Here is a 13,984-nt window from a genome sequence, read left to right as displayed (position 1 = left end):
GCCTCCGGCTCAGCCGAACGGGCGGTTCTGCGGCTCGGCGTCCGCCTCCTCCGCCGGCTCCGGCTCGGGAGTCGACAGGTCCGGGAGGCCCCCGATGGCGAAGGGGTTGAAGTCCGGTGGCGGGACCATCACCGGCGTGCCCTTGCCCGAAGCCGGCTCCTCCGCGTCCCCGCCCTGCCCCGAACTCCGCTCCGCCGCGGCCGCGGCGGGCGGTGCCTGGGCCGGGATGACGGGCGGGGTCGAGGGCGGCGGCGGGACGGCCGGGCCCTGGGAGGGGAGAGTCGTGCCGAACGGGTCGGCCTTCTGCTCGGCCGCGACCGTGGTGCCGAACGGATCGGCGACCGGAGCCGCCCCGGCGGGCCGGGTGGCGGGCGCGTCGCCCGACACGTCCGGGATGCCCCCCATGGCGAAGGGGTTGAAGTCCGGCGGCGGGACCATCACCGGGGTGCCCTTCGGTCCGCCCTCGGCGTCCGGTGCCGCCTGGTCCCCACCGGCGGCGGGGACCTCCGGGGTCTCCGCGACCGGCGCGAAGGGGTTGAAGTCCGCGGGAGGCACCCGTACCGGTGTGCCGCGCAGGTGCACCGGCCTCTCCTCCGGCGCCTCCGCCGGCGCCTCCTCGATGGTGGCGGCAGGCGACGGGGTCGGGGCGGGAGCGGGCGCCGGGGTCGGAACGCTGCTCACCGCGGCGGCCGGGACGGCGGTCGCGGCGCCCGGGACCGGTACGCCGTCCCAGCCGAACTGGATGCTCTTCAGCAGCTCCGCGAACGCCTCCGTGTACAGCTCCCAGTCCTTCGGCCGTGCCGTGGACAGCTGGGCGCACAGCACCGTCCCGCCGTCCGGCAGCGGCACGAAGGCCTGGACGGCCGAGGTGACCACCCAGCGCCGCTGTCCGTCGGTGGCCAGCGGTCCGGGTACCGGGACGGTCCGGCCCTCGACCAGGACGGCGGCCGGTCCGGCCGGCAGCAGCACGGTCCACACCTCGGCGTGCCGCCGGACGGTGGCCAGCTCGGTGGCGAGCGCGGTGATCGGCAGCGGGTGCCGGGCGAGCGAGACGACCAGGGCGGCGTCCGAGGCGCGGTCGTCCAGCTCCAGCGCGCAGACGCCGGCGTACACGACGCCCGCGTCGCGGATCAGGTCGGCCAGGGTGGCGGAGATCACCGCGAAGTCGCGCCGCGGCTCCGGACCGGTCGAGCTGAACAGCTCCTCGGCGACCTCGGCCAGGTGCCGGGCCAGCTCATCGGCGGCCGCCACGGTGGCCGGGGCGCTCCCACCGCTCGCACTCCCACCGGTCGCGCTGCCGCCGGTCCGGTCCGCGCCGTCGGGCAGCGGGGGCACCGTACGGGCGGAGACGCCGGGCGGGCCGCCCGGGGAGGTCAGCGAGTGGAAGCCGGGCGGTACGACCAGCCGGACCTCGGCGCCCGCGCCGGTGGGCAGTTCGACCGGCTGGCGGGTCTGCTGCCCGGCCGCCAGCGCGGCCAGCGCGGGGGCGAACGGCGGACGCAGCTTGGCGTCGGCGAACTCGCCGGTGACCGGGAGCTGGAACAGCGCGGCCGAGGTGGTGCCCCGGTCGGCGATGGCACCGCGCACCGCGCCGCCGCCGTACCGGGCCTGGAGCGCGGTGACCACCCGGTCGGTGAGCCGCGCGCCGGTGCCCGGCCGTCCGGTGCCCGCGGTGGTCACCGTGCCGAGCCGGTCGAGGGCGGTGTGCACCGGGCCGTTGGGGGCCAGCGGCAGGGCGAACAGCGCCTCGGCGGCGGGGTGTTCGGCCGTCCGCAGGGCGCTCAGCGAGGCCGCCGGGTGGCGCGAGGTGTGTTGGTCGAAGAGGGCGTCGGTGAGGGTGCCGAGGGTCGCGCAGACCTGCTCCGCTGCCGCGAAGGGATTGGCCTCCACGCTGAACTGGACGTCCTGGGTCACCTGGTGAGCCCCCCGCTCTGCTCCGTCTGCTGTCGGTGGTTCGGGTGGGACCGGCCCCGGCGCGGCGGCGCGCCGTCAGATCCCTGCTCATTCCTATCAGAGCCCACTGTCCTGACCGAACCGCAGGATCACCCGATGATCACTTGGACGGTCGGCGCGCGGTGACGAGTCCGGCGCCGACCCCGGTTACCGCTCCGCCGGGCACGGTTACCGCTCCGCCGGCCCCGGTCGTCGATCCGCCGACCGCGCGGGTCACTCGGCGGCGGCCCCGGTGGCCTGCGCGGACCCGTCGTCGGGGGTGCCGGCCGCGAGCGCGGTGACCGCCTCGACGATCCCCGGCACGGCGAACAGCCCCGCGAGGTCCCGCACCAGGCGCCCGGTCGGGCCGTCGGGGCGCTCGTCGGCGAAGAAGGAGGCCAGTTCGGCGGCGAGCGCCGGCTCGCGGGCGGCGGTGAGGGTGAGCGCCGCGACGAACTCCTGAACCAGGTGCAGCTGGAGCTCCGCCAGCGGCACCGAGCGCTCGGACAGCCACTCCAGCGAGGTGATCTCGGCGTTGGCGATCCAGGCCCGGACGGTCAGCCGCAGCCCGACGCTCGGCGCGGGGATCGCCAGGTGGGCCAGGATCTGCTCCTGCGCCGCCCGGCGCACGTCGTCGATCACCGCCGAGGTGCCCGCGCTGGCCGCCACCGACCCGCCGCGCAGCAGGGCGGCGAAGCCCGGGCCGTGGCTCTGCACGAAGTCCAGGTAGCGGCCCATCACCCGGTGCAGCCGCTCCGACAGCGGCCCCTCCATGGGCTCCTCGAACCGCGCCGACAGCTCCTGCCCGGCCCGCCGCAGCGACTCCTCGTACAGCGCCTGCTTGCCGGGGAAGTAGTGGTAGACCAGCGGCCGGGAGGCGCCCGCGGCGGCGGCGATGTCGTCGATCGACACCTCTTCCGGCGGTCGGCGGCTGAACAGCTCCAGCGCCACGGCGATCAGCTGCTCCCGCCGCTCGTCCACGCTCAGCCGCCGACGCGGCCGCCCGCCCGCCGCCCCGGCGGATGCGGAGGTCCGTGCTGCGTGGTCGGCCGTCGGAGACGGCGTACGGGAGGCCATGCGCGCCACCCTAGTTCGTCGCGGGCCCTCCGGTGGAGTCTGGGGCGCGCCGCCCGTCGGCCCGCACGCCGTCTCCGAAGCCGGCACGCCGCCCCGCACCGCGAACCGTCGGCTCCGAGGCTGCGGCGGCGCTAGGCGGACCGGAGCTCCAGGTAGCGGCGGTAGGCCTCCAGGCCGTCGGGGACGAAGGTGTCGCAGGTGAGGCGGTCGGCGAGTTCGGCGGGGGTGAGCCAGGCGTGCCAGGCGACCTCGGACTCCTGGGGGGAGACCGGGCCGTCCCACTCCGCCTCGTACATGTCGCACCACCAGGAGAGCCGGTCCTGTTCGAAGAGGAACTTGAACAGGGGCCGCGGGGTGACGCCGTGGACGCCGAGTTCCTCCTCGGTCTCGCGGACGGCGGCCTCGGCGTAGGTCTCGCCGGAGCCGACCACGCCGCCGACGAACATGTCGTACGCGCCAGGGGCGAACAGCTTGGTGTCGGTGCGGCGGTGGACGAAGATCCGTCCGGCCGGGTCGCGGACCAGGATGAAGACGCAGCGGTGGGTGAGCCCGCGCCGGTACACCTCGCCGCGCAGGGCGGTCCCGATCACGCGGTCGTGCTCGTCGACGATGTCCAGCAGTTCCTCGGCAGGGTTGGTCATGGGGGACAGGTTAGGGTTTCGGGGCTCGGTTCGAACGAATTCGATTGAAGAAGGATCGAAGGAGATCGAAAACGAGCGCACATGGCATGAGAAGCAGCGGAACTGGTCGAGGACGGCACGCGGTGGTGGAGATCTGGGGCGAGACGGCCGAGGGGTTCGAGCCCGTACGGGAGGCCTTCGCACGGAACTTCGCCGACTACGGCGAGCTCGGCGCGGCCTTCGCGCTGTACGTGCGCGGCCGCAAGGTGGTCGACCTGTGGGGCGGCGACGCCCGGCCGGAGGTCGGCGGCCGGCCGGCGCCCGCGGTGCCGTGGACGGCGGACACCGCCCAGGTGCTGCGCTCGGTCACCAAGGGCCTCACCGCGACCGCCGCGCTGCTGCTGGTCGAGCGCGGCCTGCTCGACCTGGACGCTCCGGCGGCCTCGTACTGGCCGGAGTTCGCGGCGGCCGGCAAGGGCCGGGTCCCGGTGCGCCAGCTGCTCTCGCACCAGGCCGGGGTGCCCGCGCTGGACGTGCCGCTGCGGCTGGAGGACGTGCTCACCTGGGAGCGCGCGGCCGCCGCCGTCGCCGCGCAGGAGCCCGCCTGGGAACCCGGCACCGCGCACGGCTACCACCCGTACACCTTCGGCTGGCTGGTCGGCGAGGTGGTGCGCCGGGTGAGCGGCCGGACCATAGGCCAGTACTTCGCCGAGGAGGTCGCCCGGCCGCTCGGGCTGGACCTGTGGATCGGGCTGCCGGCCGGCGCCGCGCCCCGGGTCGGCAAGCTGGTCGACCTGCCGGCCCCGGAGGCGGCGCGGACCGGTCCGAGCGGGCTGCGGCTGCGGCCCAAGCAGTCCGTCCGGGACGCCTACCAGGACCCGGCCTCGCTGACCGCCCGCTCCTTCGCCTCGGTGCGCCCCGGCGTGGACCTCAACGACCCGGCGGTGCAGGCCGCCGAGATCCCCGGGGCCGGCGGCATCGGCACCGCCCGGTCGCTGGCCCGGTTCTACGCGGCGCTGATCGGTGCGGCCGACCGTGCGGACGGCTCCGGCGCGCTGCTGCCGCCGCTGCTCGGCCCCGAGGTGCTGGTACGCGCGGTCGGGCCGGCGGTGAGCGGGCCGGACCGGGTGCTGATCGTCAACTCCACCTTCGGCCTGGGCTTCTGGCGGCACGGTCCGACCGCGCCGATGGCCTCCCCGGCGAGCTTCGGCCACCCGGGCCGGGGCGGCTCGCTCGGCTTCGCCGACCCCGACCTGGGGCTGGGCTTCGGCTACGTCACCAACGGCATGCAGCCGGGTGTCACCGGGGACGTCCGCTCGCGGAACCTGATCCGCGCGGTGCGGGGGTGCCTGGGGCTGGACCGGTAGCCCCGGGGTCAGCCTGTAGCCCCGGGCCCGGCCGGTAGTCCCAGGCCTGGCTGGTGGCCCCGGGCCAGGCCGGTCGCTTCAGGCCTGGCCGGTCTCGAAGCGGCGGATCTTCCCGCCGTCGACGGTGAAGCGCCACGCGGTGCGCATCGTGCCCCAGGTCTCGTTGGTGAACTCGGCGACCAGCGCGTGGCCGCCGTGCGACTCGGTCTGGACGGCCATCCGGCCGTTCGGGCCGAAGATCTCCCGGTCGACCCAGTCCGCCAGGTCGCGCTCGGACCCGTCGTCGGACATGGTCGCGTCCGCGGCGAGCAGCGCGAAGAAGGCCTCGCGGTCGCCCGCGTTGACCGCGGTGACGAAGGCGCGGACGGCGGGGTCGCTGAGTTTCGTGGGGGCGATGGTCACGCGGGACTCCCGGATCGGGGTTGGGGTACGGGGAGTCCTGTCTACGGCTTTCGCGCGGGCCGTCCGGGCATGTCGGCGGCGCGTCGGTGAATTGGGCGCATTCATGTGCTTTGATCCCCGGAACAGGCGAATCGCCCCGGAGCCCGCCACGGGGAGTGGCGAGGAGCGGGAGGCCCCGGTGGGCCTCCCGCTCCGCTTTGCCGCTCCGCTCCCTGGAGGAAGCCGACTTCCTAGAAGAAGCCGACCGCGTCGGGGGAGTAGCTGACCAGCAGGTTCTTGGTCTGCTGGTAGTGCTCCAGCAGCGCCTTGTGGTTCTCCCGCCCGATGCCGGAGTTCTTGTAGCCGCCGAAGGCCGCGTGGGCCGGGTAGGCGTGGTAGCAGTTCGTCCAGACCCGGCCCGCCTGGATGGCGCGTCCGGCCCGGTGGGCGGTGTTGAGGCTGCGGGTCCAGACGCCCGCGCCGAGCCCGTACTGGGTGTCGTTGGCGAGGGCGACGGCGTGGTCGAAGCCATCGAAGCGGGTGACCGAGACGACCGGTCCGAAGATCTCCTCCTGGAAGACCCGCATCGAGTTGTCGCCCTCGAAGACCGTCGGCGTGACGTAGTACCCGCCGGCCAGCGCACCGCCGAGGTCGGCCCGCTCGCCGCCCGCCAGGAGCTTGGCGCCCTCCTCCTGGCCGATCTCGAAGTAGGAGAGGATCTTCTTCAGCTGTTCGACACTGGCCTGGGCGCCGACCTGGGTCTCGGTGTCCAGCGGGTCGCCCTGGCGCATCGCCCGGACCCGCTCCAGGCCGTCGGCGAGCAGCCGCTCGTAGATCGCGGAGTCGATCAGCGCGCGGCTGGGGCAGGTGCAGACCTCGCCCTGGTTGAGGGCGAACATCGCGAAGCCCTCGACGGCCTTGTCGTAGAAGGCGTCCGAGGCGGCGGCGACGTCCGCGAAGAACACGTTCGGGCTCTTGCCGCCGAGCTCCAGCGTGACCGGGATCAGGTTGTCGGCCGCCGAGCGGGCGATCAGCCGGCCGGTGGTGGTCTCGCCGGTGAAGGCGACCTTGCGGACCCGGGGACTGGCGGCGAGCGGGGCGCCGGCCTCCTCGCCGAAGCCGGTGACGATGTTGAGCACGCCGGGCGGCAGCAGGTCGGCGGTCAGCTCGGCGAGCAGCAGCACCGAGGCCGGGGTCTGCTCGGCGGGCTTGAGCACCACCGCGTTGCCGGCCGCGAGGGCCGGGGCGAGCTTCCAGATCGCCATCAGGATCGGGAAGTTCCACGGGATGATCTGGCCGACCACGCCCAGCGGCTCGTGGAAGTGGTACGCCACGGTGTCCTCGTCCAGCTGGGAGAGGCTGCCCTCCTGGGCCCGCAGCGCACCGGCGAAGTAGCGCAGGTGGTCGACGGCGAGCGGGAGGTCGGCGGCCAGCGTCTCGCGCACCGGCTTGCCGTTCTCCCAGCTCTCCGCGACGGCCAGCCGCTCCAGGTTCGCCTCCATCCGGTCGGCGACCCGCAGCAGCACCTGCGCGCGCTCGGCGGCCGAGGTGCGGCCCCAGGCCGGGGCGGCGGCGTGGGCCGCGTCCAGGGCGGCCTCGATGTCCTCGGCGGTGCCCCGGGCGACCTCGGTGAACACCTCGCCGGTGACCGGGGTCGGGTTGCCGAAGTACTCGCCGCGCACCGGGGGCGTCCAGTCGCCGCCGATCCAGTGCTCGTACCGGGAGCGGTAGGCGACGATGCTGCCGGGGGTGCCGGGGGGCTGGTAGACCGTCATGCTCGGTGTCTCCTCGCTGCGTCGGGTGCCGTCGGCGCGGCTCGGGCCGCGGGCGGCACGCCGGACCGCCCGGTCAGGGGGCGGTCCGGCGGGAGGGGTGGGACACGCCATCGGACCGGCGCCCCGCCGGGCGCCCGCCGTCGAGCACGATAACCGCCCGGCGCCCGGCGCGGCTACGGTCCGTACGCCGGGCCCGTACGGAGGGTGTGTCCGCCGGCCGCTCCCGGGGGCGTGCCGACGGGAGTCCGGAGCCGATCACCAGGGGCGCCCCGGAGCGGATCACCTCGGGCGCCCGGAACCGGATCGCTGCGGGGCGCGCGTTCCGGCCGCGTTCCCGCGGCGTGCCGCCGCACGCCGCCGCGTGGCCCGGACGGCGCTCCCGGGGCGGGCCGCCGTACGCCCGTCGGGCGGTTCGGGGCGGGCGCCCGGTCAGACCGCGTGGTACCGCCCGGTGCGGGCCTCCCAGCTGAGGTAGCCGGCCAGCCAGGTCAGCAGTCCGTCCGCGTACCGCTCGGCGATCACGCGTTCGATCCGGGAGAGGCCCAACTCGCGGTGGACGTCCGGCAGTCGGTCGCGCAGCTCGGCGCAGCGGTCGACCATCAGCTGGGCCTCGGCGATGACCGCCGCGCAGGCCTCCTCGGCCGAGCAGCACCGCTCCCGCTGGACGATCATGACCAGGTTGTTCACGTCCCCGCGCGGCGCCTCCAGGGGGTAGGAGCGCACGTCGTTGCTGAGGGACGGTATGTCGGCGGCCAGCTGGCGGAGTTGGCGCAGCACCGGGTGGTGCAGGACGGCGGCCGGGACCTCGAACTGGCCCAGGCGTTCGACCATGTCGAAGATGGTCTCCATGGCCGCGGTGCCCCGTCGGAGCTCCAGGTAGCCGTCGCGGTCCGGCGGCCGGGTGGAGATCCGGCCGGCCGCCTCGGCCGGGTGACTGGCCAGGTAGTACTCCCAGTTGTAGGCGGCGCGGGCCTGCCAGCGGGCCGGCATGCCCTGGACGCTGCGGTCCCACAGGTCGGCGAACGCGGTCTCGACCGGGGAGTCCTGGTCGGGGCGGGCACCGTGCAGGACGGCGATCAGCCGTTCGCAGATCGGGGCGACTTCGGCGGGGCGGCGGCCGAGCGGGCCGTCGAACTGGTCGTCGAAGAGGAAGTAGAAGCCCATCAGGTCGGCGGCCAGGGCGAGTTCGTCCGGACCGGCGTCCGGGTAGCCGAGCGCGGCGAGGTCCACCACTTCCCAGTGGGCGTAGCCGGGGTGGTCGGCGTCGGGTAGCAGGGGGTGGCGGATGAGCCAGTCCCGGTGCAGTGCGGTGGCGCGCGGGCCGTGCGGACTGCGGCGGTGCGGGAACGGAATCTGAAGTGAGGTGTCGTCAGACATCGGACTCCCGGTGCAGCGGAGGTTGGGGGCGCTTTTTGTTCGAGCGCTGATGGTGGGGGGAGTTGACGCGGCGAGGCGCGGGCGGTGGGGGTGGGTTCCGCAAGATCATCCGAACCTCGAAGGCCGTAGGGTATCTGATGCAATGATCGGACGTTAGGGATATAGGGCAGTTGCCCTTGACAAGCCGCCCGAACCCTCACCGTCCGCCCCAGCCTGCACGAATGCCCCACGGGAACGGCCGCGCGGCGCTAACCTCGGCTGCACGCAGTGATGGAGCTGTGACGCGAGCGGGCGAGGCGGAGGCACGACGGTGACCGAGCAGGAGAACGCAATTCGGGCGGGTGCTGGTTCCGCCCACGAGGGCGACGGCACCGCGCCCCGGGTCCGGCTGCACGACCGCGACTCCGAACTGCGCTCGGTGGAGGCCGCCGTGGACCAGCTCTGCCGCGGCTTCGCCGCAGGTGGCACGGAGATCGGTGACCTGCTCACCTTCTCCGGCCGCCCCGGCATCGGAAAGACCAGTCTGCTGCACGAGGTCCGGCGGCTCGCCAAGCTCCGCGACGGCGCCACCGTGCTCTTCGCCCGAGGCGGAGAACGGCAGTTCAAGGATCCGTACCACGTGCTGCGGCAGCTGCTCCAGCCCGTGCTCAGTGACCTGCCGCCGGACGTGTTCGCCCAGGTCATGGGCACCTGGGAGGAGGTCGTCGGACCGGCCATGGGCCTCAAGCAGCCCAAGGCCGGCGCCCGCCGCCTCGACCCGCAGGGCGTGCGCGACGGCCTCGACTACGTCCTCACCCAGCTCGCGCCGCGCCGGGCGCCGATGGTGATGATCGTCGACGACCTGCACTGGGCGGACGGGGAGTCACTCTCCTGGCTGACCAAGTTCGCCATCCGATCGAGTGAACTTCCCGTCCTGCTCGTCTTCGCCTTCCGGGAGGACGAGAGCGACTGGCCCACCGAGACCCAGGAATTCCGCCGGGCCGTCCTCGGACTCAAGGCGCGCAGGCACGAGCTCAACCGCCTCAACCTCAGCTCGGTCACCGACATGATCCGTGCCGAACTCGGCGACAAGGCCGAGGAGGCCTTCTGCTACGAGTTCTGGAACGTCGTCAACGGCAACCCGTTCGAGGTCATCGCCCTGCTCGACCAGGTCCGCGACCAGGAGCTCGAACCGGTCGAGGAGAACTCCCGGCAGCTGCGCGAACTCGCCGTCGACGCCACCGGGATGACCCTCAAGAGCTGGCTGGACCGGCTCGGCGCCAGCACCCTGCGGTACGCCTGGGCCTGCGCGATGCTGGGCACCGACATCCGGGTGGACCTCGCCACCCGGATCTCTACCCAGAGCACCGAGGGCGCCCGCGAGTCCATCAAGCAGCTGCGCAAGCAGCGCGTGCTGACCCAGACCCCCAACGGGAACCTGGAGTTCGTCCACCCGCTGATCGCCAGCTCCATCTACAACACCATGCCGGACGCCACCCGCCTCGGCATGCACGGCATCGCCGCCGCCGAGATCGAGAACGCCGGACTCGGCCTGCTCGCCGCCTCCCGCCACCTGGTCGAGACCCACTCCGGCGAGGGCGACGACCGGATCGTCAAGAAGCTGCGCCGCGCCGCCATCGAACACCAGCTGATCGGCGCCCCCGAGGCCGCCCAGCGCTGTCTGCACCGCGCGCTCAACGAGCCGCCCGCCGACGAGATCAAGGCCGAGGTGATGTACGAACTCGGCTGCTCCGCACTGCTCACCGACCCCGTCGCCACCGTCAACCAGCTCAAGCTGGCCCTCGACCCCGACGAGCTGCCGCTGCGGCCCGAACTGCGCGTGGACGCCACCTTCCGGCTCTCCGAGGTGCTCGCCCACGCCGGTGAGCTGGGCGAGGCCGCCCTGGTCTGCCAGCGCGAGGCCGAGCAGACCGTCGACCCGGCCGGCCGTCAGCGGCTCCAGGCCGCCTCGTTCATGTGGCACGCCTTCCGCAAGTCCGAGGAGGACGGCCCGGGCCGCTCCGCCCGGCTCGGCGAGATGTGCCGGAGCCTGAACGGCAAGGAGGCCTCCGCCCGGGCCGTACTCGCCATGCGCGCCTGGGACCTCACCCTGCGCGGCGCCCCGTCCGCGGAGGCGCTCGCGCTCGCCGACGAGGTCCTCGACGGCGGACGGCTGCCCAAGGGCCTCGGGTGGACCGACACCACCTGGGGCTTCGAACTGCCCTCGATGCTCTGCCTCACGTACATCTACAACGACCGCATCGCCCAGGCCGAACGGCTGGCCGCGGACGCCATCATCCAGTTCGAGGTGGCCGGTTGGAGCGGCGCCCACCGGGGCTTCGCCTACTTCCTGATGGGCCTGGCCCGGTTCCGCCGCGGCCTGCTCGCCGAGGCCGAGGACTTCCTGCGCCGGGCGCACCGCATCTCCGAGCGGATCGGGGACATGCTGCCGCTGGCCTGGGACGCGGTCGGCGTGCTGGTCGACACCCTGCTCGCCCGCGGCCGGATCGATGAGGCCTGGCAGCTGGCCAACGACTCCGGCTTCCACCCGCCGTACCACGCGACCGCCATGGTGCTGCCGGACGCAGCCTCGTTGTACGGCAAGCTGCTGGTCGCCAAGACCCGCAACGCGGGCGCGGCCGCCGCGCTCACCGAGGCCGGCTCCCAGCTGGAGATCCGCGGCTGGCGCAACACCGTCTGGGCGCCCTGGGCCGGCCACCTCGCCATCGCGATCGCGGGCGACGAGCCCGAGCGTGCCCGGGAGTACGCCCAGAAGGCGGTCCATGACGCGCGGGCCTTCGGCACCGCCTCGGCGATCGGCAGCGCGCTGCGGCTGTACGCGCGGATCGAGCACGGCCGACAGGCGGTCGAGCTGCTGGAGGAGGCCGTGGCGTACCTCGGGCAGTCCCCGGCCGGCTACGAGCACGCCGTTGCGCTGGTCGACCTCGGGGCCGCGCTGCGCCGGGTCGGTCGGCTGGACGACGCCCAGGAGTGCCTGTACCAGGGCATCGAGCTGGCCCAGCACTGCTCGGCGGAGGGGCTGGTCGACCGGGCGCGGCAGGAGCTCGCCAACTACGGCCTGCGGCCCAACCGGGTGGGGCTGCGCGACTTCCGGGACACCCTGGAGACGCTCAGCAGCTCGGAGTGGGAGGTCGCCAAGCGGGCCGTGCAGGGCGTGCCGCCGCAGCGGATCGCCGACGAGCTCGGGGTGCCGATCGGAATCGTCAACCGGCGGCTGGCGGCGGTCTACCGCAAGGCGGGCAGCGGGCCGGACGGCCTGGCCTCGGCGCTCGGGCTGCCGCCGCAGCAGCGGGACCTGGGGCGGCTGGGGGACCTGAACGACTAGGCGGGCGAGGGGCGGGTGCCGGGCCGGTGCCGGGCGCGGCGGTCAGCGCCCGGCGGTCGGGTCCGGCGCACGGCGTGCGGATGGTGGACGGCGGCGCGCGGGGCGGCGCGTGGGCTGGTGGAAGCGCCCCCGCTGCCGCCGCCGTCGCTAGGCTGACGGACACGGGGCTGCCGCGGCGCCCCCTCGACGGACCCGGAACCGGGCGGCCGCGGTGCAACGCCCGCCGCCAGTGAGGAGCAGGCCAATGGCGAGCGAGGCCACCAGCGTGCGGCAGGAACCCCTGGACCCTTCGGGTGCGGGTGCCGCGATCGAGCGCTGGACGCTCACGGCCGGCCCGTACGAGGCGAGCGTGCTCACCCTCGGGGCGACCCTGCACACCCTGAGCGCACCGGACCGCTCCGGCCGCTCCGCCCAACTGCTGCTGGCCACCGACCGGTTGTCCGAGATCCTCGGCCCGGCCCGGCACTACGGCACGGTGGTGGGCCGGTACGCCAACCGGATCGACCGTTCGTCGGTCACCATCGACGGCGAGGAGCACCAGCTCGCTCCGACCGGCGGCGGCATGACCATCCACGGCGGTCCGGACGGCTTCGCGCACCGGATGTGGGCGGCCGAACCGGTCGAGGGCGGGGTGCGGCTGGCGCTGCACAGCCCGGACGGGGACCAGGGCTTCCCCGGCGCGTTGGACGTCACCGTCACGTACACCCTGGACGCCTCCGGCGAGCTGGTGATCGCCTACCGTGCCGTCACCAGCAAGCCGACCGTCGTCAACCTGACCAACCACGCGTACTTCAACCTCGCGGGTGAAGGCAGCGGCGACGTCCTGGGCCACCTGCTCACCCTGGACGCCGACGCGTTCACCCCGGCCGACGAGCGGCAGATCCCGTACGGTCGGACCGAGCCGGTGGCCGGCACGCCGTTCGACTTCACGGCGGCCACGCCGATCGGCAAGTCGGTGCACGACGAGCACCCCCAGCTGGCCGGGCCCGGCGGCTACGACCACAACTGGGTGCTGCGCGCCCGTCCCGCGGACGGGGCCCCGGCGCGGGCCGCGCTGCTGGAGGACCCGGTCAGCGGCCGCACCCTGGAGGTGCTGACCACCGAGCCGGGCATCCAGGTCTACACGGCGAACAAGTTCCAGGGCGCGGTCACCGGCGCGAGCGGCGTCCCGTACGGGCCGTTCGCCGGGATCGCCCTGGAGACCCAGCACTTCCCGGACTCCCCGCACCACCCGGCGTTCCCCAGCACGGAGCTGCGGCCGGGGGAGGAGTTCCGCTCGACCACCGTGCTCCGGCTGGGGACCCACCAGTAGGACCGGTGGGAAGGGCTGACGGCTGGGACCGACCGGCAGGGCTGATCAGGAGGACCGGCCGGCCGGGGCCGGCGCTACGGCCGCAGGTCCCGGCGCATGCAGAGCCGGGGCCAGCGGTCGAGGCCGTGCTCGGCCTCCTTGCGGCGGATCTCCCGCAGGCCCGGCGTGAGTTCCTCCTCGGCCAGCGGCCGGAAGCCGCAGCGGGCGTAGTAGGGGGCGTTCCAGGGGACCTCGGTGAAGGTGGTGAGGGTGAGCGCCGGGGCGTCGGCGGTTTCGGCGAGGTGCTCGATCAGCGCCCGGCCGATGCCGCGGCGGGCGTGGTCGGGGTGCACGGATACCTGTTCGATGTGGAGGGCGCCGTCCACCGGCTCGGCCAGCAGGTAGGCGGCGACGGTTCCGTCGGGGGCCTCGGCGAGCAGGGCGACGCCCCGCTCCAGGTAGTGCGCCAGCTCCTCGGGTGCGGGGGGTTCGTCCTCGGCGATCTCCGGCATGCCGATCGAGGCGAAGGGTGCGCCGGCGGCCCGCTCCAGCTCGGCGAGCAGCGGAAGTTCGTCCCTGGTGACGGCTCTGATTCGCATGCGTCCAGTCTGCTGCAGAGCGTTTCCGGCCACGCACGGTGGTTCCGTCGGCCAGCCCACGGAGGGGTGAATCGGTCGAAACGGGGCAATCGGTGCCGCCGTCAACTACCGAGTGGCTACGTCCAGGACACGCGGGCGTAACGATCGCGGTTTCTTGCAGAAACTTGCTGCAAGGACTTTCCGTCCCTCTTGCGCCGCTGTTAACTTCCTTCCCGAGCCCGACGGCAGCAACGGTGCGGT

General features: G+C 74.1%; 10 protein-coding genes. 3 read left to right on the top strand and 7 right to left on the bottom strand.

What is annotated here, in order from left to right:
* Nucleotides 1–9: 9 nt before the first annotated feature.
* From ACFRQN_RS03800 to ACFRQN_RS03790, 3 genes are all read right to left on the bottom strand, one after another.
* Nucleotides 10–1,914 carry a hypothetical protein gene (locus tag ACFRQN_RS03800; RefSeq protein WP_380737986.1) on the bottom strand — a complete coding sequence of 635 codons (1,905 nt, stop codon included), beginning with the start codon at nucleotides 1,912–1,914 and terminating at the stop codon, nucleotides 10–12.
* A 252-nt stretch (nucleotides 1,915–2,166) separates the two neighbouring features.
* The gene (locus ACFRQN_RS03795; protein WP_375876293.1) at nucleotides 2,167–3,009 is read right to left on the bottom strand and encodes a TetR/AcrR family transcriptional regulator; all 843 of its coding nucleotides are present in this window, start codon (nucleotides 3,007–3,009) and stop codon (nucleotides 2,167–2,169) included.
* A 131-nt stretch (nucleotides 3,010–3,140) separates the two neighbouring features.
* On the bottom strand, nucleotides 3,141–3,650 hold the full coding sequence (locus ACFRQN_RS03790) for an NUDIX hydrolase (protein ID WP_380737983.1): 510 nt from the start codon (nucleotides 3,648–3,650) through the stop codon (nucleotides 3,141–3,143).
* A gap of 86 nt (nucleotides 3,651–3,736) precedes the next feature.
* Between ACFRQN_RS03790 and ACFRQN_RS03785 the strand changes: the two genes are divergently transcribed.
* Nucleotides 3,737–4,996: a serine hydrolase domain-containing protein gene (locus ACFRQN_RS03785; RefSeq protein ID WP_380737981.1), complete on the top strand. Its 1,260-nt coding sequence runs from the start codon at nucleotides 3,737–3,739 to the stop codon at nucleotides 4,994–4,996.
* Nucleotides 4,997–5,074: 78 nt separating this feature from the next.
* Here the strand turns inward: ACFRQN_RS03785 and ACFRQN_RS03780 are convergent, their stop codons facing one another.
* The 3 genes from ACFRQN_RS03780 to ACFRQN_RS03770 all read right to left on the bottom strand — a co-directional run bounded on the left by ACFRQN_RS03780 (nucleotide 5,075) and on the right by ACFRQN_RS03770 (nucleotide 8,529).
* Complete coding sequence (locus ACFRQN_RS03780) at nucleotides 5,075–5,398, bottom strand: hypothetical protein (protein WP_049649513.1); 324 nt, start codon at nucleotides 5,396–5,398, stop codon at nucleotides 5,075–5,077.
* Nucleotides 5,399–5,628: 230 nt separating this feature from the next.
* Entirely contained in the window at nucleotides 5,629–7,152 is a 1,524-nt protein-coding gene (locus ACFRQN_RS03775; RefSeq protein ID WP_049649514.1) for an aldehyde dehydrogenase family protein, read from the bottom strand.
* Nucleotides 7,153–7,581: 429 nt separating this feature from the next.
* Entirely contained in the window at nucleotides 7,582–8,529 is a 948-nt protein-coding gene (locus tag ACFRQN_RS03770; RefSeq protein WP_049649515.1) for a hypothetical protein, read from the bottom strand.
* A 310-nt stretch (nucleotides 8,530–8,839) separates the two neighbouring features.
* Here ACFRQN_RS03770 and ACFRQN_RS03765 point away from each other — a divergent pair, with 310 nt between their 5' ends.
* Complete coding sequence (locus ACFRQN_RS03765; RefSeq protein ID WP_079272478.1) at nucleotides 8,840–11,854, top strand: AAA family ATPase; 3,015 nt, start codon at nucleotides 8,840–8,842, stop codon at nucleotides 11,852–11,854.
* A 244-nt stretch (nucleotides 11,855–12,098) separates the two neighbouring features.
* Nucleotides 12,099–13,166 carry an aldose epimerase family protein gene (locus tag ACFRQN_RS03760; protein ID WP_380737978.1) on the top strand — a complete coding sequence of 356 codons (1,068 nt, stop codon included), beginning with the start codon at nucleotides 12,099–12,101 and terminating at the stop codon, nucleotides 13,164–13,166.
* A gap of 74 nt (nucleotides 13,167–13,240) precedes the next feature.
* Here ACFRQN_RS03760 and ACFRQN_RS03755 read toward each other — a convergent pair whose 3' ends face one another.
* Nucleotides 13,241–13,744, bottom strand: coding sequence for a GNAT family N-acetyltransferase (locus ACFRQN_RS03755; RefSeq protein WP_380737976.1), 504 nt, complete (start codon nucleotides 13,742–13,744; stop codon nucleotides 13,241–13,243).
* Nucleotides 13,745–13,984: the final 240 nt, after the last annotated feature.

Origin of the sequence: Kitasatospora sp. NPDC056800 (assembly GCF_042789775.1) — a bacterium.
Classification (GTDB): Bacteria; Actinomycetota; Actinomycetes; order Streptomycetales; family Streptomycetaceae; genus Kitasatospora.
The sequence above is the reverse complement of the archived record's forward strand: the minus strand, read 5'-3'. Positions and strand labels throughout refer to the sequence as shown.

What these genes read in the sequence shown, in the direction of transcription:
- ACFRQN_RS03790 (WP_380737983.1), bottom strand. Translation starts at nt 3,650, where the DNA reads ATGACCAACCCTGCCGAGGAACTGCTGGACATCGTCGACGAGCACGAC.
- ACFRQN_RS03770 (WP_049649515.1), bottom strand. Translation starts at nt 8,529, where the DNA reads ATGTCTGACGACACCTCACTTCAGATTCCGTTCCCGCACCGCCGCAGT.
- ACFRQN_RS03795 (WP_375876293.1), bottom strand. Translation starts at nt 3,009, where the DNA reads ATGGCCTCCCGTACGCCGTCTCCGACGGCCGACCACGCAGCACGGACC.
- ACFRQN_RS03775 (WP_049649514.1), bottom strand. Translation starts at nt 7,152, where the DNA reads ATGACGGTCTACCAGCCCCCCGGCACCCCCGGCAGCATCGTCGCCTAC.
- ACFRQN_RS03755 (WP_380737976.1), bottom strand. Translation starts at nt 13,744, where the DNA reads ATGCGAATCAGAGCCGTCACCAGGGACGAACTTCCGCTGCTCGCCGAG.
- ACFRQN_RS03785 (WP_380737981.1), top strand. Translation starts at nt 3,737, where the DNA reads ATGAGAAGCAGCGGAACTGGTCGAGGACGGCACGCGGTGGTGGAGATC.
- ACFRQN_RS03760 (WP_380737978.1), top strand. Translation starts at nt 12,099, where the DNA reads ATGGCGAGCGAGGCCACCAGCGTGCGGCAGGAACCCCTGGACCCTTCG.